21 protein-coding genes and 6 pseudogenes are annotated in these 24763 nt (G+C 66.1%); 12 read left to right on the plus strand and 15 right to left on the minus strand.

The window, feature by feature from the left end:
* Positions 1-141: IS110 family transposase (locus tag ACZ4O3_RS43250; RefSeq protein ID WP_467727915.1), on the minus strand; the 141-nt coding region annotated here is incomplete at its 3' end.
* Positions 142-477: 336 nt separating this feature from the next.
* On the opposite strand from ACZ4O3_RS43250, the gene ACZ4O3_RS43255 reads away from it, so the two are divergent.
* A complete protein-coding gene (locus tag ACZ4O3_RS43255) occupies positions 478-1242 on the plus strand; it encodes a transposase family protein (RefSeq protein WP_467727898.1) in 765 nt (254 codons plus the stop codon).
* Positions 1243-1532: 290 nt separating this feature from the next.
* Here ACZ4O3_RS43255 and ACZ4O3_RS43260 read toward each other — a convergent pair whose 3' ends face one another.
* From ACZ4O3_RS43260 to ACZ4O3_RS43270, 3 genes are read right to left on the minus strand one after another with little or no spacing between them, the layout of a single operon-like run.
* The gene (locus tag ACZ4O3_RS43260; RefSeq protein WP_385000931.1) at positions 1533-1703 is read right to left on the minus strand and encodes a YbdD/YjiX family protein; all 171 of its coding nucleotides are present in this window, start codon (positions 1701-1703) and stop codon (positions 1533-1535) included.
* Positions 1704-1717: 14 nt separating this feature from the next.
* Complete coding sequence (locus ACZ4O3_RS43265) at positions 1718-3871, minus strand: carbon starvation CstA family protein (RefSeq protein ID WP_467727899.1); 2154 nt, start codon at positions 3869-3871, stop codon at positions 1718-1720.
* Positions 3872-3929: 58 nt separating this feature from the next.
* Positions 3930-4145: a DUF3311 domain-containing protein gene (locus tag ACZ4O3_RS43270; RefSeq protein WP_467727901.1), complete on the minus strand. Its 216-nt coding sequence runs from the start codon at positions 4143-4145 to the stop codon at positions 3930-3932.
* Between the two features lie 167 nt (positions 4146-4312).
* On the opposite strand from ACZ4O3_RS43270, the gene ACZ4O3_RS43275 reads away from it, so the two are divergent.
* The 4 genes and pseudogenes from ACZ4O3_RS43275 to ACZ4O3_RS43290 form a co-directional block, all read left to right on the plus strand.
* On the plus strand, positions 4313-5854 hold the full coding sequence (locus ACZ4O3_RS43275; protein ID WP_467727903.1) for a sodium:solute symporter family protein: 1542 nt from the start codon (positions 4313-4315) through the stop codon (positions 5852-5854).
* Complete coding sequence (locus ACZ4O3_RS43280; RefSeq protein WP_385000884.1) at positions 5851-6438, plus strand: sigma-70 family RNA polymerase sigma factor; 588 nt, start codon at positions 5851-5853, stop codon at positions 6436-6438. The genes ACZ4O3_RS43275 and ACZ4O3_RS43280 overlap by 4 nt, the downstream gene beginning before the upstream one ends.
* Positions 6435-6743, plus strand: coding sequence for a hypothetical protein (locus ACZ4O3_RS43285; RefSeq protein ID WP_385000887.1), 309 nt, complete (start codon positions 6435-6437; stop codon positions 6741-6743). The genes ACZ4O3_RS43280 and ACZ4O3_RS43285 overlap by 4 nt, the downstream gene beginning before the upstream one ends.
* Before the next feature lie 159 nt (positions 6744-6902).
* Positions 6903-7013 (plus strand): annotated as a pseudogene (locus tag ACZ4O3_RS43290) (LysR family transcriptional regulator); the annotation flags it as partial.
* On the opposite strand, the gene ACZ4O3_RS43295 reads toward ACZ4O3_RS43290, so the two are convergent.
* Positions 6998-7438 (minus strand): nucleoside monophosphate kinase, encoded by a 441-nt coding sequence (locus ACZ4O3_RS43295; RefSeq protein ID WP_467727905.1) that lies wholly within the window; start codon positions 7436-7438, stop codon positions 6998-7000. The pseudogene ACZ4O3_RS43290 and the gene ACZ4O3_RS43295 overlap by 16 nt on opposite strands.
* Before the next feature lie 160 nt (positions 7439-7598).
* Here ACZ4O3_RS43295 and ACZ4O3_RS43300 point away from each other — a divergent pair.
* Positions 7599-8111, plus strand: a pseudogene (locus tag ACZ4O3_RS43300) (transposase family protein); the annotation flags it as partial.
* Here ACZ4O3_RS43300 and ACZ4O3_RS43305 read toward each other — a convergent pair.
* From ACZ4O3_RS43305 to ACZ4O3_RS43335, 7 genes and pseudogenes are all read right to left on the minus strand, one after another.
* Positions 8112-9010, minus strand: a pseudogene (locus tag ACZ4O3_RS43305) (ISAzo13 family transposase); the annotation flags it as partial.
* A 183-nt stretch (positions 9011-9193) separates the two neighbouring features.
* On the minus strand, positions 9194-9982 hold the full coding sequence (locus tag ACZ4O3_RS43310; protein WP_467727907.1) for a maleylpyruvate isomerase family mycothiol-dependent enzyme: 789 nt from the start codon (positions 9980-9982) through the stop codon (positions 9194-9196).
* 177 nt (positions 9983-10159) lie between these two features.
* Complete coding sequence (locus tag ACZ4O3_RS43315; protein ID WP_467727909.1) at positions 10160-10864, minus strand: CatB-related O-acetyltransferase; 705 nt, start codon at positions 10862-10864, stop codon at positions 10160-10162.
* Positions 10865-10994: 130 nt separating this feature from the next.
* Positions 10995-11834 (minus strand): sulfurtransferase, encoded by an 840-nt coding sequence (locus ACZ4O3_RS43320; RefSeq protein ID WP_467727916.1) that lies wholly within the window; start codon positions 11832-11834, stop codon positions 10995-10997.
* A gap of 883 nt (positions 11835-12717) precedes the next feature.
* Positions 12718-13509: an SDR family NAD(P)-dependent oxidoreductase gene (locus tag ACZ4O3_RS43325; protein ID WP_385000898.1), complete on the minus strand. Its 792-nt coding sequence runs from the start codon at positions 13507-13509 to the stop codon at positions 12718-12720.
* A 76-nt stretch (positions 13510-13585) separates the two neighbouring features.
* Positions 13586-14179, minus strand: a complete 594-nt coding sequence (locus ACZ4O3_RS43330) for a TetR/AcrR family transcriptional regulator (RefSeq protein WP_385000901.1) — start codon at positions 14177-14179, stop codon at positions 13586-13588.
* A 107-nt stretch (positions 14180-14286) separates the two neighbouring features.
* Complete coding sequence (locus ACZ4O3_RS43335) at positions 14287-15060, minus strand: alpha/beta fold hydrolase (RefSeq protein WP_385000904.1); 774 nt, start codon at positions 15058-15060, stop codon at positions 14287-14289.
* A 582-nt stretch (positions 15061-15642) separates the two neighbouring features.
* On the opposite strand from ACZ4O3_RS43335, the pseudogene ACZ4O3_RS43340 reads away from it, so the two are divergent.
* The 3 genes and pseudogenes from ACZ4O3_RS43340 to ACZ4O3_RS43350 all read left to right on the plus strand — a co-directional run bounded on the left by ACZ4O3_RS43340 (position 15643) and on the right by ACZ4O3_RS43350 (position 19466).
* A pseudogene (locus tag ACZ4O3_RS43340) lies at positions 15643-16802 on the plus strand (IS3 family transposase).
* Between the two features lie 454 nt (positions 16803-17256).
* Entirely contained in the window at positions 17257-17988 is a 732-nt protein-coding gene (locus ACZ4O3_RS43345; RefSeq protein WP_467727911.1) for a mycothiol-dependent nitroreductase Rv2466c family protein, read from the plus strand.
* A 314-nt stretch (positions 17989-18302) separates the two neighbouring features.
* On the plus strand, positions 18303-19466 hold the full coding sequence (locus ACZ4O3_RS43350) for a citrate/2-methylcitrate synthase (RefSeq protein WP_385000910.1): 1164 nt from the start codon (positions 18303-18305) through the stop codon (positions 19464-19466).
* Positions 19467-19624: 158 nt separating this feature from the next.
* Here ACZ4O3_RS43350 and ACZ4O3_RS43355 read toward each other — a convergent pair.
* Positions 19625-20408 (minus strand): annotated as a pseudogene (locus tag ACZ4O3_RS43355) (transposase); the annotation flags it as partial.
* Between the two features lie 61 nt (positions 20409-20469).
* Here ACZ4O3_RS43355 and ACZ4O3_RS43360 point away from each other — a divergent pair.
* The gene (locus ACZ4O3_RS43360) at positions 20470-21762 is read left to right on the plus strand and encodes a transposase (RefSeq protein WP_467727912.1); all 1293 of its coding nucleotides are present in this window, start codon (positions 20470-20472) and stop codon (positions 21760-21762) included.
* A gap of 290 nt (positions 21763-22052) precedes the next feature.
* Here the strand turns inward: ACZ4O3_RS43360 and ACZ4O3_RS43365 are convergent, their stop codons facing one another.
* Positions 22053-22658 (minus strand): TetR/AcrR family transcriptional regulator, encoded by a 606-nt coding sequence (locus ACZ4O3_RS43365; protein WP_385000916.1) that lies wholly within the window; start codon positions 22656-22658, stop codon positions 22053-22055.
* A gap of 162 nt (positions 22659-22820) precedes the next feature.
* Here ACZ4O3_RS43365 and ACZ4O3_RS43370 point away from each other — a divergent pair, with 162 nt between their 5' ends.
* Together ACZ4O3_RS43370 and ACZ4O3_RS43375 are read left to right on the plus strand one after the other, a co-directional pair.
* A complete protein-coding gene (locus ACZ4O3_RS43370) occupies positions 22821-23381 on the plus strand; it encodes an OsmC family protein (RefSeq protein WP_385000919.1) in 561 nt (186 codons plus the stop codon).
* Between the two features lie 116 nt (positions 23382-23497).
* Positions 23498-23956: an acyl-CoA thioesterase gene (locus tag ACZ4O3_RS43375; protein ID WP_467727913.1), complete on the plus strand. Its 459-nt coding sequence runs from the start codon at positions 23498-23500 to the stop codon at positions 23954-23956.
* 13 nt (positions 23957-23969) lie between these two features.
* On the opposite strand, the pseudogene ACZ4O3_RS43380 reads toward ACZ4O3_RS43375, so the two are convergent.
* Positions 23970-24665: pseudogene (locus tag ACZ4O3_RS43380) on the minus strand (NF041680 family putative transposase); the annotation flags it as partial.
* Between the last annotated feature and the right edge of the window lie 98 nt (positions 24666-24763).

Here is a 24763-nt window from a genome sequence, read left to right on the forward strand (position 1 = left end):
CGAGACATCAGCGAGGAGTTCGAGGAGCTCGGGTTCGTCGTTGGCGACGCGGCGCGACAGCAGCCTCTCGCCTCTCTCATCGATGACGACGCAGTGGTGATGGGTCTTGCCTGCGTCGATGCCGACCCAGATCATGGCCATGTGATGCCTCCGTGCGGTGTGCTGCTGGTGCCTCCCGACGGACGACCTCGCTGTCGATTCCCTACTCAGCGATCATTCGCAATTCCTAGTTGGCAGCCGAGTCGTCCTGGGGCGCCGGGCGGCCAATCAGTGGAAGCCACAAGCGGCAGAGCCTTTTGAACCACACCCGGCACCCTGGGTGGGTGAACCATACGAGGGGCTCACCGCGTCCCGCAGAACAACGTAGGGAGCCTTTTCCAACCTGTCGGTGTGGTCCGGCAGTTGGCGTGACAGACGAGTGAAGCCCCTGGTAGACGGGTTCACAACCAAGATCACCCGCTCTGCCAGAGGCTTCACGTGCTTGTCTACCCGCCCGGACTGGACCTGCCCAGCTCGCACCTTCGTCTCCTCACTGCCCGGATCCGCGAACGCCGTCGTCCGATCGGCAGCCGGTGGCGTCGCCTGAGCGCGGGCCGACAGGCCCTGCTCACCCTCGCCCACCTGCGCAATGCTCACCCTTACACCCAGCTCGCTGCCGGGTTCGGCATCGGCACGACCACGGCCTGCCGCTCCATCGTCGAAGCCGTCGACCTCCTCGCAGCCCTGGCACCTACGCTCGAACAAGCCGTCCGCGAGGCGTCGAGAAAGGCGTTCGTTCTGCTCGACGGCACTCTGCTGCCCATCGACCGGATCGCCGCCGACCGGCCGTTCTACTCGGGCAAACACAAGAAGCACGGCCTGAATGTCCAGGTCCTCGCTGACCCGGCCGGCCGCCTGCTGTGGGCTTCACCCGCCCTGGCCGGTGCCATTCACGACATTCGTGCCGCCCGCGAACACGGCATCCTCGGAGCCCTCGCCTCCGCAGACATCCCGCGCTGGGCGGACAAGGGCTACCAGGGCGCCGGACCGGCTGCCCGCGTGCCGTTCCGAGGCCGATGGGAGAACCTGCCCGTAGGCCGGCAGGCCGTGAACCGCTCGCAGGCCAAGATCCGGGCCCTGGTCGAACCCGCCGTCGCCACCCTCAAGAACTGGCGGCTCCTGCGCAAGCTCCGATGCAGCACCACCCGCATCACCAGCCTCATCCAGGCCGTCCTCACCCTCCACCTCACCTGCTCAAACTGAGGTTGGAAAAGGCTCACTGTGTCACTGTTCAGCTGATCTGTGTCATCGGGCAGCGGTCCGCTGCCGGCACTCCGCGGTGCCCCGGGACCGGGGTCTCTGGGTCCCGGGTCCGGTGTTTTCCCTGGTGGCCACGGAACGGGCCGCAAGCTGGGTCTGCCTGGGTCCTGGGTCCGCGCCCTCGTACGAGCCGGTTCGTCCGGAGTGGTCCCCAGGGCCTGGAGTGGCCGATACCGTGGGAGCAGACGCCAGTTCTGCCCCTGGAGCCCTCCTGCCGGCGGGCAGGCCCCCGGTCAGCAGCAGCGGCCCTGCGGATGGGCCTCCCGATGCAGCGTGCGCAACACCTGGTATTCGCGGCGGGTCGGAAGCGGCGCGAGCGGGTGGTGGCGCCGGTGGCGCTCGCAGTAGCGGTCGTACTCGGCCTCCCCGGTCAGCTCGCGCAGGTACCAGCCGACCGCCCGCATCCACCGTCTGGCGTTCACGACCGGACCTCCACCAGCGGCTCGCTGATCGGCTCGGGCACGTCGATGCGGGACTCGACGTACGGCGCCTCGGTGGTCACCGATGTGCCGGGCGACCGTACGGCCCCTACGCACACCACCGCGGCATTCGCGATCACGACGGCGACCAGCAGCAGGAACAGCGAGATCAGCACGCCGTCGACGGTGGAGTTGGTGACCACGGTGTGCATGTCGTCGAGGGTCTTGGCGGGCGGGAGCACCTGCCCCGCGTCGAGGGCGTCGGCGTACTTGGCGCGCTGGGCGAAGAAGCCGACCTTGGGGTCGCCGGAGAACATCTTCTGCCAGCCCGCGGTGAAGGTGATGGCGGTGACGAAGGCGAGCGGGACGCCGGTGACCCAGGCCCAGCGCAGCTGGCCGGACTTGATCAGGACAGTCGTGCAGACCGCGAGGGCCACGGCGGCCAGGAGCTGGTTGGCGATGCCGAAGAGCGGGAAGAGCTGGTTGATTCCGCCGAGCGGGTCGGTGGTGCCGGAGTAGAGGAAGTAGCCCCAGGCCGCGACGACCAGGCCGCTGCACAGCCAGATCCCCGGCTTCCAGTTGACCCGGCCGATCGGCTTCCACACGTTGCCGAGCATGTCCTGGAGCATGAAGCGTCCGACCCGGGTGCCCGCGTCGACCGTGGTCAGGATGAACAATGCCTCGAACATGATCGCGAAGTGGTACCAGAAGGCCTTCATCGCGGTGCCGCCGAAGACGCCGGAAAAGATCTCCGACATGCCGACCGCGAGGGTCGGGGCACCGCCGGAGCGGGCGATCAGGGTCTGCTCCTCCACCGCGCTCGCCGCGTGGGTGAGCTGGTCAGGAGTGACGGTGAAGCCGAGACCGGCCACGGCGTGGGACGCGGACTCGGCCGTCGTGCCGAGGAGTCCGGCGGGGGCGTTCATCGCGTAGTACAGGCCCGGCTCCAGGGCTGCGGCGGCGATCAGCGCCATCACCGCGACGAACGACTCCATCAGCATGGCGCCGTAGCCGATCATCCGGACCTGGGACTCCTTCTGGATCAGCTTCGGCGTCGTGCCGGAGGAGACCAGGGCGTGGAAGCCGGACAGGGCGCCGCAGGCGATGGTGATGAACAGGAAGGGGAAGAGGGAGCCGGCGAAGACCGGGCCCGTGCCCGAGGTGGCGAATTTACTGACGGCGTCCGCGTGCAGGACCGGAGCGGCCACGACGACGCCGATCGCGAGCAGCGCGATGGTGCCGACCTTCATGAAGGTGGAGAGGTAGTCGCGCGGGGCCAGGAGCATCCACACCGGGAGCACGGAGGCGACGAAGCCGTAGCCGATGAGGCAGAAGACGAGGCTGGTCGGGCTGAGGGTGAAGGCGGATGCGAGCGAGGAGCCCTGGACCCAGCTGCCGCCGACGATCGCCAGCAGGAGCAGCGCCACGCCGATGACGCTGGTCTCGACGACCCGGCCCGGCCGGATCCGGTGCATCCACAAGCCCATAAACAGGGCGATAGGGATGGTCATCGCGACGGAGAAGGTACCCCACGGGGAGTGTGCGAGGGCGTTGACGACGACCAGGGCCAGCACGCCGAGCAGAATGATCATGATCGCGAACACCGCGATCAGGGCCGCGGCGCCGCCCGCCCGGCCGAGTTCCTCCCTTGCCATCTGCCCGAGCGACTTGCCGTCCCTCCGCATGGACAGGAACAGGACCACCATGTCCTGCACCGCTCCCGCGAAGATCACCCCGGCGACGATCCAGAGGGTGCCCGGCAGATATCCCATCTGGGCCGCGAGGACCGGCCCCACCAGCGGTCCGGCTCCGGCGATGGCTGCGAAGTGGTGGCCCAGCAGCACCCGGCGGTCCGTGGGGTGGAAGTCGACGCCGTCCTCCAGTCGCTCGGCAGGAGTCGCCCGGCGGTCATCCGGCTTGAGCACCCGGCGGACGATGAAGCGGGAGTAGAAGCGGTAGGCGATGGCGTACGAGCCCAGGGCGGCGACGACCAGCCAGACCGCGGAGATCCTCTCGCCGCGGGCGAGGGCGAGGACGCCCCAGGCGACGGCGCCGAGCAGAGCGACGGTGGCCCAGAGCAGGATCGATCGTGGGGATATAAGCGACTTTTCGGGCACTTGAGGATCGGCTTCGGGCAGGGCTGTTGCGGGCATGGCGGCTCCTCACCGGAAACGGTGTGACAACAAAAAGGTCAGGAAGAGGAAGAGAGAGTCAGCGGCGATGTCGGTCCGTCAGCGCGTACGCGGCGAGCAGGCAGAGGCCGCACCCCGGCACCCAGGCGAGCTGGTACCAGTAGAAGAACGGCGTGCCCGCCAGCCGTGGCTCGGCTCCGGCGTACCAGGGGACCCACAGCAGGCCTGCGGCGGGCGCGAGGAGCAGTACGGCGATCGCGACGCGCCGTACCCAGTGATGACCGATCCGTGCCATGACCTGCGCTCCTCTCCCGCTCGCTGTCGGTCTGTGCAAGAGTTGCCCATCCCCCGAGACCGGTTGACAGCGAATTTCAGGGAAATTTCCCCCCGGTTCCCTGTCATCCGTTCATGGGGCACGCGCAACTCTTGCGCGAGGGTTCAGACACACCAAGGACGGTGACCATGGCCGACGCCGCCATGACCGCGACGTTCCTCGCCGTGATCGGCGGGGCGTCGCTGCTCGCCGTGACCGCGCGACGCCTGCACGCCAGCGACCGGCTGCCGTCCCTGGAAGGCTGGGCGCTGGCCGACCGTAGCCTGGGCCCGGTGTGGACCTGGTTCCTGCTCGGCGGCACGATCTTCACCGCGTACACCTTCACCGCCGTACCGGGACTGGCGTACGGCAACGGTGCGCCCGCCTTCTTCGCGGTTCCGTACACGGTGATCGTCTGCCCGATCGCCTTCGTGCTGCTGAGCCGGCTGTGGGAGGTCGCCCGCCGGCACGGCTATGTCACCGCTGCCGACTTCGTGCGCGGACGATACGGATCGCCCTCGCTGGCGCTGGTGGTGGCGCTGACCGGAATCCTCGCGACGATGCCCTACCTGGCGCTCCAACTGCTCGGCATACGGGCGGTACTGACAGCCGGGGGCGTCTATCCGCGGGGTGCGACCGGGGACCTGGTGATGGTGGCGCTGTTCGCGGGGCTCGCGGTGGCCACCTACCGGCACGGGCTGCGGGCGCCGACCGTCATCTCCGCACTCAAGGCGGTCGCCGTCTTCGTCTCGCTCACCGCGGTCACCTGGCTGGTCCTGGAGCGGATCGGCGGACCGGGCAGGGTTTTCGACGGAGCCGCCCAGAAGCTCGGTACCCCGGCGCTGCTCCTCTCCCCCGCCCAGCAGCCCGCCTACGCCACCCTCGCCCTCGGCTCCGCGCTCGCCCTGCTGATGTACCCGCACGTGCTCACGGCCGGGTTCGCCACCGACGGACCGCGTACCCTGCGCAAGGTCTCCGTGGCGCTGCCCGCCTGGACCGGGCTCCTCGCGCTGTTCGGGTTCCTCGGTATCGCGGCCCTCGCGACGGGCGTGCGCGCGCCGAAGGGCGGCGCCGAGGCCGCCGTTCCGATGCTGGTCGACCGGTTGATGCCCGGCCCACTGGCCGGGCTGGTGTTCGGCGCGATCACCGTAGGGGCGCTGGTCCCCGCGGCGGTGATGTCCATCGCGGCCGCCACCAGCTTCGTACGCAACGTGTATGTCGAGTACGTGCATCCGACCGCCACGCCCAAGCGGCAGGTGCGCATCGCCAAGGCGGTCTCGCTGACCGCGAAGCTGGGGGCGATGGCGTTCGTGTTCGGGCTGCGCGACCAGGACGCGATCAACCTCCAGTTGCTCGGCGGGGTCTGGATCCTGCAGATCTTCCCGGCCGTGGCCGTCGGCCTGTTCACCGGGCGGCTGCATCCTCGGGCGCTGCTCGCCGGATGGGGCGTGGGCATGGCCGCGGGTACCTACCTGGTCGTGCGCGAGGGCTTCTCGTCCATCGTGCCGCTCGGCTCCGGCCCGCTGAAGATCTACGCGGGCCTGGCCGCACTGCTGCTCAACCTGATCGTGGCGGTAGCCGGCACCGCCGTTGCCGAACGTCTCGGCGCCCCGCGCGGCGCCGACCTGACCGACCTGCCGTCCCGCCTGAGTGTCAGGCGGAGCCCGGAGACGGGAGCGAATCGACCGTGAGACGCAGACAACCGACTTCCGCGCCGGAGCCGCAGGTCGAGCTGCCGGGCGAGACGCTCGCGCCCGCGCTGCCCGATCCGGCCGAACTGGAGCGTGAGGCCACGCTCGCCCAGCTCTTCGAGCTGCACTACTCCTCGATGCTGCGCCTGGCCGTGCTGCTAGGCGCGGACGATCCGGAAAACGTGGTGGCCGAGGCGTACTACCAGATCTACCGCAAGTGGCGGCGCCTGAGGGACGTGGAGGCGGCGGAGGCGTATCTGCGCTCCACGGTCTGCAATCTGACCCGGATGCGGATACGTCACCTCCAGGTCGCCCGCAAGCACGTGGAGAACCCGCCCGTCCTCCCGGACGAGTCCGTCGCCTCCGCCGAGAGTACGGCGCTGCTGCGCGACGACCAGCGGGTACTCATCGACGCACTGCAGCAACTCCCGTCCCGGCAGCGCGAGGCGCTCGTGCTGCGGCACTGGCTCGGGCTGAAGGAGAGCGAGATCGCCGCAGCGATGGAGATCTCCTCCGGGTCGGTGAAGACCCACACCGCACGCGGCATCGCCGCACTGACCCACGCGATGGAGGCCCGGCGATGACGCAGCGAGACGCGACTCCGTCGCGTGACACCGATCCGGACCGCACCGAGCGGGAACTGAGCGAGGCCCTCGCCGCGCTCGCCGACGGAGTGCGGGCCGCCCCCGACGCCTACCGCACGGCACGCGGCGAGTGGCTGCGGCGCGAACGCCGGCGCCGGCTGGTGCTCGCCGTCCTGATCGCCGTCGTCTTCACGCTGGCCACGCTGATTGGCCTGTGGGTGCTCAACCAGACGCCGTCGCACCAGGGCGTGATCTTCTCGACGACCACGGTCAGTCACGCGTCACTTCCCCGGCCCCACCCCTGATCGCAGCGGTGCGCACAGCAGGGCGGTGGAAAATCCTGCGGAACTACGTCCTGAAGGGCAACGGCGTCCATCGCGCCATGCTCAGCATCACCCGACGACACAGCTTGACCCTCACCGCCACCGGCCCCCTCTGCGGTCGACGCCCGACAAACCTCGGCGGTCCGCGACGCTGAGCCCATCGCCGTACGCCTGGCCTGATGGCGGGACTACCCGCACCCCGCCACCCAGACCGCCGCCGAACTGCTCACGGCCCTCTACCGGGGCGACTGACCGGGCGCGCGGTCACCCGGCCCGGCGTTCCACCTCCGACAGAGCCGCCATGGCCGCTCCGTGATGTCCTCGACGGGGCCCACGGCCCGGACCGTGAGCAGGATCGCCGCGTAGTGGGCCAGGAGGGGTGCGGCCTGCTGCGCGTAGACCCGTTGCCGACAGCGGATGACGTCCTCGGTGTCGTCCGGCCGGCCACGGCCCAACAGCCGTGCCACGACGACGTCTTCGGGAGCGGTGAACTCCAGCACCGCGTCCAGTGCTGAGCCCGTGGCGCCCAGGACGGCGGTGAGTTCCCGCGCCTGCGGCACCGTGCGGGGGAATCCGTCGAGGAGGAAACCGTGCCGGGCGTCGGAGTGCGCGAGCCGTTCGCCGCTCCCTCCGGAGCATCGTTCGCTGACGTTGCTGTCAACTACTCCATCAGACACTGCGGTGGCCCCGTCGGAACCGAATCCGGTGACGCCACCGCAGTGTGCAGTGAGCCCCTTCCAACCTGCAGCGCGGGTCCGGCAGTTGGCGTGACAGACGAGTGAAGCCCCTGGTAGATGGGTTCACTACCAAGATCACCCGCGCTGCCAGAGGCTTCACGTGTTTGTTTACCCATCTGAGCTGGACCTGTCCAGCTCGCCTCTTCGCTTCCTCACCGCCCGTCTGCGTGAACGTCGCCGTGCGATAGGCAGCCGGTGGCGCCGGTCGAGCGCTGGCCGACAGGCGCTGATTGCCCTTGCTCACCCCCGCAACGGGCATCCCTACGCCCAGCTCGCAGCCGGGTTCGGCATCGGCACGACAACGGCTTACCGGTACATCACCGAAGCCGTCGACCTCTTGGCCGCTCTGGCACCTACACTCGAACATGCCGTCCGCGAAGCGTCGGCGAAGGCTTTCGTCCTGCTCGACGGCACTCTCCTGCCCATCGATCGGATCGCCGCTGACCAGCCGTTCTACTCGGGCAAACACAAGAAGCACGGCATGAACGTCCAAGTCCTCGCCGACCCAGCCGGACATCTGCTGTGGGCCTCACCCGCGCTGCCCGGAGCCGTCCATGACATCCGCGCCGCACGCGAACACGGCATCCTCGACGCCCTGACCTCAGCAATGATCCAGTACCTCGTAGCTGGTCAGCGGCTGTCCGCGCAGGCTGTGGGTGATCCGGGAGAACAGCCGGTGTTCCACTTTGTTCCATTTTGAAGTACCTGACGGGAAGTGCATGACGGTGATACTCAGTCCGCACTCGTCGGCGAAGTCGGCCAGCCCCATCTTGAACAGGCGGGAGTCGGCCGAGTTGGCACCTCCGGCATCGGCGGTTACCAGCAAGCCGTCCACGCCGGGGTAGTTGAGGCGTCATTGGACCGTCCACCAGCGGCGCAGGGACTCCACCGCGAAGGCGGCGGTGTTGCGGTCGGTGCCCACATTCACCCAGCCGCTGTCGCGTCCCAGGTCATAGATGCCATACGGGATGGCGACCGGGGTCTCGGGGTCGATGAAATCGTGGTCCGGGGCGGTGATCGGCTGGCCCTTGGGGCGGTAGGTGCGGCCGGGCCGGGCGAAGTCGCCGATCGGTTCCTTCTGCTTCGTGTCCACCACCGGCAGGCCCTCAGCCAGGAAGCGTTCGGCGGCGGAGCTGATGTGCCGGAACTGGGCGTCACGGTCGGCACCTGGCTACCGGCCCGGCTCTTGGCCATGCCCTGCAGACTGAAGCCCATCGCACGCAGCAGACCGCCGACCATGGGGGCAGTGACCGGATGACCGGCATCAGTCAACTCCCGGGACAAGTCCCGCAGGGAGGCCGTGGTCCAGCGCAGCGGGGACACCGGATCGCCTACCTCACGCGGCTCGATCAACGACTCGAGAGCCGCCACCAGACCGGGATCGCGCTCGGCGGCGGACTTGCGCCCGCCCCCGGGCCTGCGCACCCGCCCCAACACCTCTGCTCCGCGCGCGAGTTCTTCACGACCTCGGGTAACGGTCGATTCCGAGGCCTCCGCCAGCCTGGCCACGGCCGGCTGCACCAGCCCGAGCTGTGTCAAGGAGTCCGTCGCAAGCCGCACCTGGTCCTCGGTCAGGTCCGTGTCCTGGCCTATATCCGCGACAGCGAGACGCGCCCGTACAACGCCATGTCATTCATCCGGCCCGCGGCGGTGCGTCGTAGACTCCCCCGTTCGTTCTATCAGGTGGTGGCATCATCACGTCGCAACGACCCTAAGAAGCGAGAGTTTCCGTACTGCTTCACTTGATGACCCGAGTATCTCCGACAGTTCCGGCCCACGTCCTGCCAGGCTGTCCAGGATCACTGCCATATCGCCACCGACGTCTGCTCGGCCGCCCGTCTGGACGTAGATGCGGGAATTGTCGTGGCCTATACGGTACGTGCAGTCAGGTGATCCGTATAGCTTGATCGCTGTCTCCACGTAGTCGCCAGACCACGCGGCAGGCGCCGAGGCGGCAAGCAGGGTGTACATCACCATGAGGCGACCTTCCTCGCCATCAAGTGGAACGTCAGATCCTAGGGGAATACATATATCGCGCTCATGCATCCACGCATCCCAGATGGTATGGGTGCTGAACACGGACCAATGCAATTTCCTCCCAAGTGGGCCCTGCTTCACTCGGGTGGACCCTTCCCTTGCGCGCCGGAGAAACAAGTCCCCTTCCCGTTGAATCAATTGCGACAGTTCATCCACCGTCTCCTTTACGGATTCACCCTCCGAGTGCCTCATCCAAGCGGCGGGCGAGGTCTTCGGACTGAATTTCCTGGGGTTTCCGAAAGGGTATTCAGTCTCATCCAACATCGATATATGCACCTTGGCTACGTCACGAACGTGACGTACCACTTCGTGCACCGACCAGTCCGTGCAGCGAGACTGTGTGTTGAACTGAGATTCTTCGATGTTGTTCAAGAGCTCAAGAAGTGCGTGTCGACGGCGGCGCAATATCGCGTAGACCGCCTCCGCACCTTCGCTCCATCCATCCATCTCGGAAATCGTGTAAGTTGTACTAGAGTCCACTGGCTAAACCATTCGCACTTTTCGAAGCGGTAGTGACGGCCCGCACAACTGCCTCTGGGTTGGGTAAGGATCTTCAGCAAAGGGTTTGCACAACCCGAGCTTCAGGCAGCTCGCCGAGATTCCCGTCTCTCTACGGGAACCTGATCAGCCGCCCAGATGGCCGATCTTCTTGGCCAGCCCCTCCAGATCCGACGGGGTTGCAGACCAGATGGTGCGAACATGCTCGGTGATGTCCTCGACAGGCCAGTTCCACCAGGCGATGCGCAGCATGCGGTCGACGTCCTCGTCGGACAGCCGCTTCCTGATCTCTTTCGCGGGGTTGCCTCCGACCACGCTGTAAGGAGCAACATCGCTGGTGACCAGGGAACGGGCTCCGATCACTGCACCATCACCGATGGTGACGCCGGGCATGATGACCGCTTCCCGACCAATCCATACATCGTTGCCTACGACGATGTCGCCCTTGCTAGGGAGATTGGGCAGCAAGTCGGCCGTCTTCTCGAGCCACGATCCGCCGAAGATGAAGAAGGGGTACGAGGTGGTACCGCCAGGCATGTGGTAATCCGTTCCCGGCGACATGATGAACTTCGTCCCCATGGCAAGGCAGCAGAACTTGCCGATGACCAGGCGTTCCGGGCCATACGCATAGAGAACGTTGTTGTCCTCGAAGCCGGCGGCGTCCTCGGTGTCGTTGTAGTAGGTGAATTCACCGACCTCGATCTTGGGAGACTTGATGAGCGGCTTGAGGAACACGGTGACGTCCTCGGCCGCCTCGACCAATCCGGGGCGCCTCTCGCTCTTGATCATGCCAGGGATCCGGGCGTTTGCGGGATCGGGGAAAGTGGTCATGTTCTGTACCATCCTTGGTGACTGTCTCGGTGTGCATCAGTGGGTCATCACGCGGCGGGCGGTGGCATGTAGCGCCTGTTCCCCATTCGGCTAACGTCCGCCGAGCCAGATGGGGCGAAGGCGGAGCGGATCAGGTGCCGTTTTCGGTCAGCAGTGTGATGGGAACGCCCACGAGGGAGCCGTACTCGGCCCACGATCCGTCATAGTTGCGCACGTTCTCGTATCCAAGGATTTCGCTGAGTACGAACCACGTGTGCGCGCTCCTCTCTCCGATACGGCAGTAGACGATGGTCTCTCGTCCGGAATCGAGAATTCCGTACAGCGACGCGAGCTCGTCATCGGAGCGGAAGGTGCCGTCGTCGTTAGCGGCCTTGGACCACGGCACATTCACTGCGGTGGGGATGTGTCCTCGCTGCAGGGCTGCCTCCTGGATCAGGTGGGCGGGGGCACTGAGTTTGCCCGAGAACTCCTCGGGCGAGCGCACGTCCACAAGATTGAGGGAACCGATGGCTGCTAGGACGTCATCTCGCAGGGCGCGCAGAGATGGGTTTGGAGCTGATGCCTTGTACGTGGTGGGCCGGCGGGTAGGTACTTCCTGCACCAGTTCTCGGATGTCGAGTTCCCATTTCTTGCGGCCGCCATCAAGCAGCCGTACGTCCTCGTGCCCGTATACCTTAAAATACCAGTACGCGAATGCCGCGAACCAGTTGTTGTTCCCGCCGTACAGGACCACAGTGTCTTCGCGCTTTACGCCCTTGCGGGACAGAAGCTTCTCGAAACCGTCCTGGTCCACGAAGTCTCGGCGAACAGGATCCTGCAGGTCCAAACGCCAGTCGATTCTGAGCGCCCCGCGGATGTGATTGGTGTCGTATGCGGCCGTATCCTCATCGACCTCAATCAGAACGACGTGGGGATCATCGAGGTGTCTGTGCACCCATTCAGCGTCGACCAGTGTGCGAGCTCGGCTCATATCGTTCTCCATGAAAGTCGTTTTTACTGCGGCTCTATGGGCTCGTAACACGATCACGTGACGTGACTCAGTCAGTAGTCGTGTCGTGGTGAAGTGTGGGAACGTGCCCCTGGATCGCGGGCGAGACCCTGAGTGGGGAAGAGGGGCTGGATGAGCGTGGTGTGGGCGGCGATGTCGAGAGACATTTAAAGGTGCAGGATCTGTCAGACCGCTTAAACTACCTGCGCTCCCGTGGGCGGGGTTACGTCGAGGTTCGGTTGCCGGACAGGGAGTACTCGGTGCTGATCCTGGCCTTCCGAAATGATCACGCGGTTGTCCAACTGATGAGTGACACCGGGTGAGTGGTGTGTTTCGCAGCCAGCGGCTCGTGACGCGATCATGATCGGTGCTTCCTCAGTCGCCTCCAGCAGATGATGCCGCAGGCCAAGAAGACAAAGGCGTCGCGGAGTTCGGTCCGGCGTTCCCAGCGGACGCCGAGGCGTTTGAACCGGTGGAGTACGGCGAAGGCTTGCTCGACTACGAAACGGAGTTTGCCCAGGCCCTTGATGTTCGGTGATCCCTTGCGCGAGATGACCGGCAAGGGCGCCCCGGTGAATCTCGCGCTTCAGGCAGGCACGGAAGCTTTCGCAGGCCTCGTTGTCGGCTGATGCCGACCGGATCACTTCGAGCTCGTCTCAGAGGCCGGCGAGGGCCCGTTACCCGTGTTGTACCGGTCCACCCGTTCGTAGCAACACTCCTGTCGACCAGCGTGGGCGCCGAACGCGGTCTTGCCGACTGCCGTCGTTTTCACCGCGTTGAGAACAGCGTCAACCCAATCGCGGGTGAGCGTGACTGTCGCTGACCCTGCACTGTGTGGCGACCTTTGCTGCGGGTAGCCCGTGCGTCAGCCGCGTGCGTGGACGGAACCCCACCCTCCGTCAACGCTGAGCAGCTGACCGGTCACGTAGGAGCTGGCGGGACTGGCGAAGAAGAGAATGGCCTGCGCGATGTCCTCCGGCTCGCCGAGCCGCCCAAGGACGTATTCCTTCGTCAGCATCTCCTCCAGCGCCGGATTCTCCGTGACGGCGCGAGAGAAGTCCGTTCGGGCCACGGCAGGCCTGACGGCGTTGACCCTCACGTTCGCGGCACCCCATTCTGCAGCCAGAGCGAGCGTGAGGGCGTCCACCGCACCTTTAGTGGTGGCGTACAGGCTTACATTGGCCATGCTCCGGTCGCTCCCCACTGCGGAGGTCACGTTGACGATGCTCCCGCCACCGATCGATGCCATGTGCGCGGCAGCTTTCGCGCCCAACAGCAAAGGTGCGCGCGTATTGAGCGCCCACAGAGCGTCGGCTTCCTCGGCCGTCATATCCTGAGCAGGCGTAAAGCTGCCCAACTGGCCAGCGTTGTTGACGAGTACGTCGACTTGGCCGAGCTGTGCGATAAGAGCCTCCCAGACCTCCTCGGGAGCCTCAGGCCGGGACAGGTCTGCCGGAATCACCACCGTGGCACCGGGCAAACTGTCCGCTAGCGCCTTCATCGACTCTTCGCGGCGACCGACGAGCGCGAGCCGCGCACCAGCACGGGCGAGGAGGAGAGCCGTACTCGCTCCTATTCCCCGCCCGCCGCCGGTGATTACCGCCGTCTTGCCGGCTAGCGGGCGAGTAGGCAGACCATCGAGGGTGTTGTTCGTCATGATTGGTTCCTTTTAGACGTCGAATAAGACATTCAGGGACTTAGAGAATTTTTTGCGTTCGCATCCGTGATACGCCTCACTCGGCAGGCCGGCGGTAGGCGCCGTACCACCAGATCCTGGCGAGCTCACGGGCGAATGCGGCGTCGCCACTTCCGTCGTCGACGCTGATGTGGCGGGCGATCGCCTGCCCGCCTCCCCACACGATGATCCGGCTCGCGGCCACAGCATCGAGATCGTGTGACGTGGATCCTGCATCCTGCTCGGCGAGCAGGGTCTCGAGCACGTGCTCGTCGAACCCTTCGAGGTCGGCTGTGTAGAAGTCGCTCACCTCTGGGTCGTAGGCCGCCACCTCACGGATCGCGGTGATCAGGCTGCGATGGGCACGGTGAATAACGATCACTTCTTCGAAGAACCGGGCAAACCGGTCTGCTCCGTCCTCTCCTGCGGCTGGATCCCACTGGCGGGCCAGCGCCAGTAGCGACTCACGCAGTTGAGCGGACAGGCGCGCTAGGATGTCTGACTTTCCACGGAAGTGTGCATAGAAGGTGGCTCGTGAGACGCCAGCCTCGTCGATGATGCGTTGCACGCTGATCGCCGTGAAGGGCTCGCCTGTATCAATGAGTTTCGTCACCGCCGACAGCAGGCGAGCCTCGGTCGCCTCTACTTGCACCGCATGGTGGGAGGACTTGTGCCGTGTAACGGATCGCAACGGGCACCTTCCGCTCGTCAGTGTGGGATTACGTACGGGGACGGGGAATACGCCGCTCCGCGCCGCTCTCACGCATCCTGCGCCGGCCTTACGTTCGCCGTGTTCGTCGCGATCTTCGTCAGGACCTCTGCGAATTCACGGGGGTGGGAGTAGAAGGGCGCGTGATGACCGGGGACGCGGTACACGGCATCGGCACGTTTCGCCATGTCCTCCTCGACGGCAGCGACGGTAGACACGTCGTTGTCCGGGATCACATAGCTGTTCGGCACAGTTTTCCAGCCAGCCTGCGTCACCGTATCGAAGTCGGCACGCACGGTCTGCGGGACGAGCCTTGCCATCGCCTCGACCGTCTCCGGATTCGAGGCGTCACCGTCATAGAAGCCTGCGGGAAGATTCAGATCGGGATTCTCCGGCGGACGCAGGCCCATCAGTGAGTCGGGGACCGGCACGCCGTGCATCTGGAACATCCCCTCGCCCACGTCGAGCATGTAGGCCGCCACGTACACGGCGTGCACGACATTGGAAGCCACGGCGATCGCCTCAGTGACCGGTACCCCGCCATAGGAGTGCGCTACAACGATCACCGGGCCGGCTATCGCCTCCAGGGCCGCCTTGATCACCTTGGCGTCGTCATGCATGCCCGGCAACGGCTCAACTGCCGACGGGTCCTCCACTGCACTCACGAGGCTCACCGCTCGCGTGGACCAGCCATCGCTCTCCAGAACTTTCTGCAGCCGCTCCCATACCCACGGCCCGTGGTGGCCCCCCGGCACCAACAGGAACGTCGGGCGGCTCGCACTCGCATTCACAGGACATCTCCTCAAATAGGCCTTGCCGCGCACACCCCACGGCGCAGAATCGGTCGGCGAGGCCCCTTACAATATGACCATACAGTATGTTCAGTCATGCTCATCGGTGGGCTGCGTTCGTCCATCGATCGCTTGAAGAGCAAGATCGACAAGGGGCGGCGCGCGGACGGATCGCGTGAAACCATCGGATAGCCACCGACGAGAGCCTGGATACAGCCTGGACCCGCGGCATCCGCGCACGACACCCGCCTGCAAAACCGAAAAAGCGGCTGCGTCACGCCCTCGACATGCTTGTCCCACCGGACCGGAGACCACCGTCACCTCGATCGCGAAGCTCCTCGGCGCCTCCAGGAACGATCTACAACTGCGGGCCTGATCCCAAGAGCGGTCGCCTCGTGCTCGCCAAGGCGACGAGTGCGCCGGACCTGTCCCGACACTCCAGAACGGGGGCTGATCAACTGCCGTTACTGAAACTCGTGATGTCGGGATTCTCGCGGGCTGACGTGTGTTCGATGTGGGCCCTGACTTGGTGCACCGGACGTCCGAGGGGTCTGCTGCGCGATCGGGTGACATCTGAACTGGCTTGCCTGCGGGGTGGGTGGCAAGGATGTCGCTGTGCCCAAGTCCTATCCGGAAGAGTTCCGCCAGGACGTCGTGCGGGTCGCGTGGAACCGTGGCCCCGGTGTGGTCGAGCAGGTGGCCACCGACTTCGGGGTCCACCCGATGACGTTGTGGAAATGGATGCGCCGGGCGGATGTCGACGCCGGGTCGGGGCCGGGGGTGATGAGCCGAGAGAGCGCGGAACTGCGGGAAGCGCGCCGGCGGATCAGGCTGCTGGAGCAGGAGAACGAGGTCCCGCGCCGGGCAGCGGCTTACCTGTCGCAGGCGCATCTGCCGGGAAAGGGATCTACCCGCTCGTGAAGGAGCCGGCCGCGGACGGGACGCCCGTCACGGTGACGTGCCGGGTCCTGAAGCTCGCCAGACAGCCCTACTAGCGCTGGCTCGACAAGCCGGTGACCGACGCCGCGCTGGAGGAGGCTCACCGCGCGAACACACTGTTCGACGCCCACCGCGACGCCCCGGAGTTCGGCTACCGCTTCCTGGCGGACGAAGCCCGCAGCTCGGAAGCCGCGATGGCCGACCGTACCGCATGGCGGATCTGCCGGGACAACCACTGGTGGAGCGTGTTCGGCCAAGAAGCGCGGCAGGATCAAGAAGGCCGGCCCGCAGGTGCACCACGACCTGGTCCGCCGCGATGTCACCGCTGACGTTCCGAACCGCCTGTGGCTCGCCGACATCACCGAACACGCCACCATCGACGGCAAGCTGTACCTCTGCGCGATCAAAGACGCCTTCAGCAACAGGATCGTCGGCTGCTCCATCGACGCGCGGATGAAGTCCCGCCTGGCCGTGACCGCTCTGGACAACGCCGTGGCCAGGCGTCAACAGGTCGAGGGATGCATCCTGCACAGCGATCGCGGATCGCAGTTCCGGTCACGGAGATTCGTCCGGGCACTCAATCGCCACCGGATGGCCGGCTCGACAGGGAGAGTCGGGACAGCTGGCGACAACGCGGCCATGGAGTCCTTCTTCAGCCTGCCGCAGAAGAACGTCCTCGACCGCCGGACCTGGACCACCCGCGAAGAACTCCGGATCTCGATCGTGACCCGGATCGAGCGGGCCTACCACGCCGCCGCAGACAAGCCGCACTCGGCCGCCTGACCCCCATCGAATTCGAGACCGTCATGACCACACCGGCCCTCCAAGCCGCGTGACCGAACTGTCACCCAAACCTGCAGCAGACCCCAGGGGACCACCACGGCAAGGGTTGCGAAGGGCTGTTGGGCTACGCCTCTCGACTGGCAACTGCCAAACCGCATGTGAAGACGCCCTGGGCGTCTGGGTGCGGAGTCCCAGGCCTCACCGCGTCCCCTGCTCGAACTGGACTGCTCGCTTGCTCGTTTATCAGCCGCCCGCATGAGCTGAGGTGAAGCTCTACGCGAAGCGATTTGCCATCACACTGATGTCAAGGTTGGAGGCTAGTCGAGTCGCCGCGTTTGCGGAGGCTCGGTGTGAGCCCGAAGCCACCCCTCCGAGGCTCTGATCATGAAGGACAGTCGTCGTGACCATCACCCAGATGGATATCCCACGGACCTCGTCCGCGGAACGTCTGCCGCTCCTGCCTCTGATCTGATCGCGAAGCCAGTCGACCTAGGACACTGCATGAACATGACTCCGGCAAAGAACGCCGACATCAACTTCTATTTCGACCCCGTCTGCCCGTTCGCTTGGATGACGAGCAAGTGGATCCGGATCGTCCAGGCACAGCGCGACTACACCGTCGACTGGCGGTTCATCTCACTGCGTCTGATCAACTCCCACATCGACTACGACACCCACTTCCCTGAGGAGTACCACGCCCAGCACACCGCGGGCCTGCGGCTTCTGCGAGTGGCGTCCGCGGCACGAGAGAAGCACGGACGCGAGGCGATCGGCCCGCTCTACGCGGCCTACGGCGCGCGCGTCATGGAGGCCGGACCCGACGAGGGCCGGGCCCCCGGCTGGCAGGGCACCCCCGACCTCGCCGCCGACGCCCTCGCCGAAGCCAACTTGCCGACCTCGCTCGTCGACGCACTCGACGACACGACCCGAGATGCCGAGATCCAGGCCGAGTCCGACGAGGCGCTGTCGCTGACGGGCAAGGATGTCGGTACGCCGATTGTGCACTTCGAGCCGCCGGAGGGCATCGCCTTCTTCGGACCGGTGATCAGCCGACTGCCTGACGAGGAGCAGGCAGGGGTGCTGTGGGATCACGTCACCGGCCTCGCCAGTTTCCCCGGCTTCGCCGAACTCAAGCGCAGCCTGCGCGAGCGGCCGCAGCTGCCGTCGTTCGGCGTATCAGCGCAGGAGACGGGCAAGACCGAGGACTGGCACGCTGGAAGCCGCAGACTCAAGAAGTAGCACTGCCAGGGCGCTCCCCCGGCACCGGCGGCTGCTCCCGCCGACATGTCGCAGTCGTGCGATGTGGTCGGAGCAAGCCATCGCATGGTCGGCGCACAAGACGGTCAACCCGATGTCCAGCCATGCGACCAGGTCGGCGAGCACGACAACCACGACCAGCGGGGCTACCGGAAGCCAAGACACCAGCCTGGCGGGGCTGCCGCTTCGCTCCGAGCCGTCGCACTGGTCGCACATGGTCAGCCGTGCCCCTCTGCTGGGCTGCCGGCGCCCTCAACCATGCCCAGCCATCACAATCACATCGAGAAGGAGAGATCATGTCGGACACCAGGCCGCGGCAGGCGGCCATCGAGGTACCGCGAGGACTGGCGGGCGTCGTCGTCACCGATACCGCACTCGGAGACGTACGGGGAACCGAGGGCTTCTACCACTACCGCCAGTACTCCGCGATCGAACTGGCAGCGAGTCGGAGCTTCGAGGACGTCTGGCACCTGATGTTCCACGGGACGCTGCCGGACGCGGAACGCTCGGCCGCCTTCGCCACCCGCGTTGCCGCACTGCGCCACCTGCCGGACGAGGTCGCCGAGGCACTCCCAACGATCGCCCGGGCGACCGCCGCGGCCGGTCCGCTCGCCGGACTGCGCACCGCGCTGTCGCTGTACGGCTCCGCCACGGGCCTGGGCCCGCTGTACGACACCGATCCCGCACGCCGCGCCGAGGACGCGCTCGCCGCCTCTGCCGTCGTGCCGACCATCCTGACGGCGCTGCACCGGATCGGCCGTGGCCAGGAGCCGCTCGCGCCGCGCGACGACCTCGGACATGCGGCCAACTACCTGTACATGATGACCGGTTCGGAGCCGGACCCAGTGCATGCGCAAGCGATCGAGCAGTACCTGGTGGCGACGGTGGACCACGGCTTCAACCCGTCGACGTTCACCGCGCGGGTGATCGCGTCCACCGGCGCAGATCTGGTGGCCTGCCTCGTCGGCGCGATCGGCGCGTTCTCGGGCCCGCTCCACGGCGGCGCGCCGGCCCGCGCGCTCGACACCCTCGACGCGATCGGCACCGTCGACCGGATCGACCCATGGATCAGGGAGCGGGTCCTCGGGGGTGAGCGGATCATGGGCTTCGGACACGCGGTCTACCGCACCGAGGACCCGCGCTCCCGGATGCTGCGCAGCACAGGTCTGGCGTTCGGCGGACCGCTCATCGACTTCGCCGTGCGGGTCGAGGAACGCGTGGAGGCGATCCTCGCCGAACTCAAGCCGGGCCGCGAGTTGCACTCCAACGTCGAGTTCTACGCCGGCGTCGTCATGGAGCAGTGCGGCCTGCCGCGGGACATGTTCACCCCGACGTTCGCGGTCGCCAGGGTCGTCGGCTGGAGCGCCAACATCCTGGAACAGGCCACCGATCCGAAGATCATCCGTCCAGGTGCGCGTTACGTGGGCGAGACGCCGCCGCAGCCCGTACCGGAGGTGTGAGGAGGGAGCGGGGTCGCAACTACGACGTCGGGCGGCGAGCGTCGGCCGCGCAGCACAGGCTGCCGTTGCCACCATCGGCAAGCCGACCTGTCGGCGACCGTCGTGGCCCCGAAGTCCCGGACGCCGATCCTGGTGCCCTGCTCTCCCCCCGGAAGGTGATTAGCCTGGCGGTTTCTCCAGATGATGTAGCGCCGGATCATGCTGCCCTGCTCTTTGTGGTCGGCGTGGTCGGTACCGTCGAGGGTGAAGTAGCGCAGGGCGGTGAACTGGGCCTCGATCCGGTTCAACCAGGAGCTGTTGGCCGGGGTGTAGGCCATCTCGACGTTGTTCGCCGCCGCCCAGGTGCCGACGCTCTGGCACTTTTTCTTGGTCAGGTGCGGGGAAAAGTTGTCACTGACGATCGCGATCCGGACCGCGAGTGGGTAGAGGCTGCGCAGGTAGCGGCAGAACTCCAGGAACTGCGTTCGCCTCTTGACCGGCTTGATGTGGCCGTAGAGCCTGTCCTTGCCCAGGTCAGGGCGGCGAACAGATGCCGCACTCCGCCCTAACGGCTGTATGTCGCCCGCCGCCTGCGGCGTGGTTCCCGGTTGGGGTCCTTGTGCTTGCCTCTGTGTTCGGCCCACGGCCGGCTCGGGTGCGGCATCAGGTTGAGGGGACCGAACTCGTCCAAGCAGAAGATGACTTCGGGTTCGCCGTCCTCGGGTATGACCTCGCCGTCGGCGGTCGGGTAGAGGTGTTCGACGCGGGCCTTCTTGGCGGCATAGTCGGGGTCGCGAGAGGTATTCCAGGTCTTTATGCATTGAAAGGAGACGCCTTCCTCGCGGAGCAGGATGCGCAGGCCCTCGTTGCTGATGTCGTCGACCACCCCTCCGCTACCAGGAAGTCCGCCAGCTTGGGCAGACTCCAGGTCGAGAACGGCCGGTCGTGCTCGGTGGGCTTGCGACGGGGAGACCTCCTACGCTCGCAGGCTCCTGCACCACCTGGGCCCCGGCATGCTGGTCCTGTGGGACAAGGGTTTCGACGCCAACGCTTCCTCGCCGCCGCGCACGACACCGGAGCCAGGTTCCTGGGCCGGCTGCGCGCCAACCGACGCGCCCCGGTCCTGAGCCGACTCACCGATGGCTCCTACCTCTCGGCCATCGGCACCGTCCCGGTACGCGTCGTGGAAGCGCGGATCACCGTGACCTATGACGACTACTCGTTCACCAACTCCTACCGGCTGGTCACGACGCTGACCGATGCCCGTCGTTATCCCGCCCCGGCCCTCGTTGCCCTTTGCCACCAGCAGTGGGAGCACGAGTCGGCGTATTTTGCTCTGCGTCACACGATCACAGACGGCCGGGTCCTGCGCTCAGGCGACCCGGTCGCAGTCGAGCAGGAGATGTGGGCCCTGCTCGCCCTCTGCCAGGCACTTCGGACCGTGATGGCGGAGGCCGCCGAGTACCGGCCGGGCACCGACCCGGATGGCTGCGGCTTCACCACAGCCATCCAGACCGCCCGCGACCTCGTCGTCCAGGCCGCCGACGTCATCAAGCCCGGCGCCCTGGGCACCCGCACCACCGGCGTCATCGGCACCCGGGTCCTGGCCGGGCTCCTCCCGCACCGGCGCCTCCGCATCAGCACCCGAAAAGTCAGGTCACCGGTCTCCCGGTACACCGAACGCCAAGACGACGGCCGCCCCGCCACAAGCCGCCTGGTCGCCGACCTCTACGGCACCATCCTCGAACCCGATCCCGACCTGCCCCCCGTCTCGCACGACGATCGGCACACACCGGCCGCCGACCGGCGCAGACAGCGCGTCCTAAACCTCCTTCACGCAGAACCCGACCGCCAGTGGCACACCCGCGACCTTGCTCGCCACCTCGGCGACATCACCCTCAGCACGATGTACCGACAACTCGACATGGGCCGTAAACGGACTCACCGCCAAGACCGGCCCCGCCACCTACAGCAGCCCGAGAACTCGCTCCACCCTCTTGCCACCAGCGGAAATACGCTAACTACCCGGCCTTGGGGCAAGTCCCGTCCTTCGGCCTGCAAGCCCATTCCATGGCCAAAGGGCAGTACTGGATCCATCCGGCCATGCCTGAGGTCATCGAGAATGTACTGCTCGATCTCCCCCTCGACTAAGGCGGCTTGGAGGCGGCGTGACACTAGGCAACCGATCCCTCTCCCAAGGGAGCGACCGAAACGACCACTGGGCTCACCGACGGAGAGCTGCCTGATTCGGCAGATCATGCACTTTGCCCGAAGGATGCACAGCTCACCACCGAGGCATAACCGATGCGCCGCGTGAGGGCATCAAGGGCAACGCACTGATGCCAATTTCGCAACTGCCCTTGTTAGGCAGGTCACAACGCACCGTCTACTCAATATCAACCATATAGGCTATATGACTGCGGCCACGCTAATTTTGTTGCATGGACGGCGGTTTCGTACGCGATGGGATTGCGGCTGAGGGCTTTCAGAATGCGGGCCATCTCTTCAAAATTATGAGGGCGCGCGCCACCGGGTGCTCATTCACCGCTGGAGGCACGACAAAGCCCGGGCTCATTTTCGGGGTCTCGGAACGGGGCCGGTGCATGGTCAGTGGCCCCCGTCTCGAGTCCTTCTGCCGGTCGGGGCTGACTCCCTGGCGGCCAGGAGCAGTTCGACGGTCTTCCGGGCGGTGCGTGCGCTCGTTTTCGATCGGTCGAGATGAGCGGCTGCGTTAGCGCCGTCATATACCTGCACCAGCGCAGCCACCAGCAGGTCATCCTCCGCCCCAAGAGGATCTAGGAGACGGGAGAAGAGAGCCGGCAGCCAGACGCGGTCATGCGCGACGGCTTCCTGCACCTTCTCATGGTGGGGGTACTCGGCTGCCGCGTTGGCGAATGCGCAGCCCCGGAAGCCGGGCTCCGAGATCACCTCATGGAGCACGTCAAAGACGGACAGGATCCGCCCTTCCACCGGCATCTGTTCCCGAGCCTCCACCTCCCGCGTGACGCGGATGCGCATGGCATCGCTACGGCGGCGCAGGTACTCCGCCACCAGATCCTCTTTGGTGCGAAAGTGGACATACATGGTCGATTTGGACACACCGCTCTCGGCGATCACCCGGTCGATGCCCACCGCATGGATACCCCCTGCATAGAACAGCCGGTCCGCAGTCTCCAGTAGCCGGTCACGCACCGTGCTTGATTTCTTCTCCATGCCACCAGTATCGAACGAACAGATCTGTTTGACACGTCCGGCCGGGCCCTTTACCGTGTGACAACCGAACGGACAGTTCTGTTCGATCCGAGTGGGTGCAAGATCAAGACGCCACCCAGGACCGCTGGATCGATTACATGAGAAGACGACAGGGAGAGATTGATGATCAACGGTGTCGACATGGACGCTTTGAACCAGACCGTGGAAGCGGTCCGGGACAAGCCAGAGTTGGCCCAGGTCACCTTCGGCGTCCAGTCCGAATGGAGTGGGGGGACCCACCAGCGGGGCACCACGACCGCCCCCCTGCAGAACGGTGAAGCCATCGCCAGCCGTACCGCCACGTACTCCTTCGAGTCGGACGAGCCCACCGCGCTGCTCGGCACGGACAAGGCGGCAAACCCTGGCGAGTACATCCTCCAGGGGCTGGCAGGCTGCTACGCGGTGACCTACGCGTCGGTCGCGGCCTCGCGCGGCATCGAGCTGAGCTCTCTGAGCCTGGATCTGCAGGTCGACTTCGACCTCCAGGGCTTCCTCGGCATCGACAAGTCCGTCCGTCCGGGGGCACAGGAGATCCGGGTGGACGTCCACGCACAGTCGCCGAACGCGACGGCAGAGCAGCTCCAGGAGCTGACCGAGCTCGTCCAACAGCGCTCCCCGATCAGGGACACACTGGCCAACCCCGTCAAGGTGACGACGACCCTGGTGACGGACGAGGCTCAGTAGCCCGCAGAGGCATGGCCGGCGCACGGTAGGCCGCCCACCGCGAACGCGGCTGAAAAAGGGCCCTCCCCGACAGTCAGGGAGGGCCCGGCGAAGAAGCGGCACGAAAAGGACTTTTTGTGGTTGACGCGACTGCATCATCTCTCGTATTCGATTCCGTCAATTACGGAGTCTTGATCCCACTGGATGTTCACTTCGACGATCTTGACCCGTACGGGATGCTGCACAACGGTCGTTACACGGTGATGGCTGAACGTGCTTTCAACACGTACGCATTTAGCCTGGGGTTCGGCAGATCCGAAGAGGCGGTGCCTTCCCATTACGTCGTGAAGGCAGTCGCCATCGTGTTCGACCTCCCTTTGATTGGCAATGGGGAAATCGCCGTCCACCTCTGGACCGAGCGGATAGGCCGCACATCGGCAACAATCGGCTTCCGCGTGTGTAGCCGCGATGGCAACACCACATATGCACACGGTACGCGGACCATCGTGAATGTGAGCGGGGAGACGATGCGCCCCACCGAGTGGTCTGAGGGCCATCGAGCGGGGTTCGATCGAATTAATGGCCCTGAAGCCTGAGCTTGTTCTTTTTCTACCAGGATCTACCAGGTCTGCCGATGGCCTTGAGGGTCTCGGGACGTTTGACGGTCTTGCCCACGTCGTAGCGGGGTGCGGGGCGGCGGTTCTTGGTCCCGGGCGGCCGTCCGGGACCAGCGCCACGAGGTTGGGGAACACGGGCCGGGCAGACCAGGTGGGCTCGGATGTTCCTGAACCCCCGGCGGACCCGGGCCGGGGTGAGGCGTTCGGGCCTGGTCGGCTTCTCCCAGGGCCGGCGGAGGTCGGCGGCCAGCGGCCGGGCGAGCCTGAGCTGGGTGTGCGCGACGACCAGGAGCCAGGTCCAGCGGTCTGCTGCCTCGGGTGTACGCAGTTTCGGGGTGGTCCAGCCGAGCGTCTGTTTTCCGAACCTGAAAGTGTGCTCCAGGTCGAATCTCCTCAGAAACCCCTGCCACCAGCGGTCCACGTCCGCCGGGGCGGCTCCGGTCTTCGATGACCACAGCCAGACTGGCGGCGCCTCCCGCTCCTTGGAGAGGTGCTCGACTTTGAGGCGGACCAAGGTGCCCTCGACAATGGGGAGTTCACCGTCGTGCTCCAGCCAGGCCGAGCGGTGGGTCAGCCGCGGGTGGACCCGGTCCCACGCCTGAGCTTCGGCCTTGCCGTAGTTGGCGGTGTCGGTGGCCGTGGTGATCGCCGGTTCGGGCCAGGTCTCGGGTTTGTTGAAGCGGAACTCCGGCCGCACACCCGACCGTCTCCAGCGGCTCCTTAACGGCGCACGCTGGGACGCCGACGAACTCCGCGACGACCTCCAGCACTACGTAGCCGAACGGC

It is taken from the genome of Streptomyces sp. NPDC026515 (assembly GCF_055567595.1).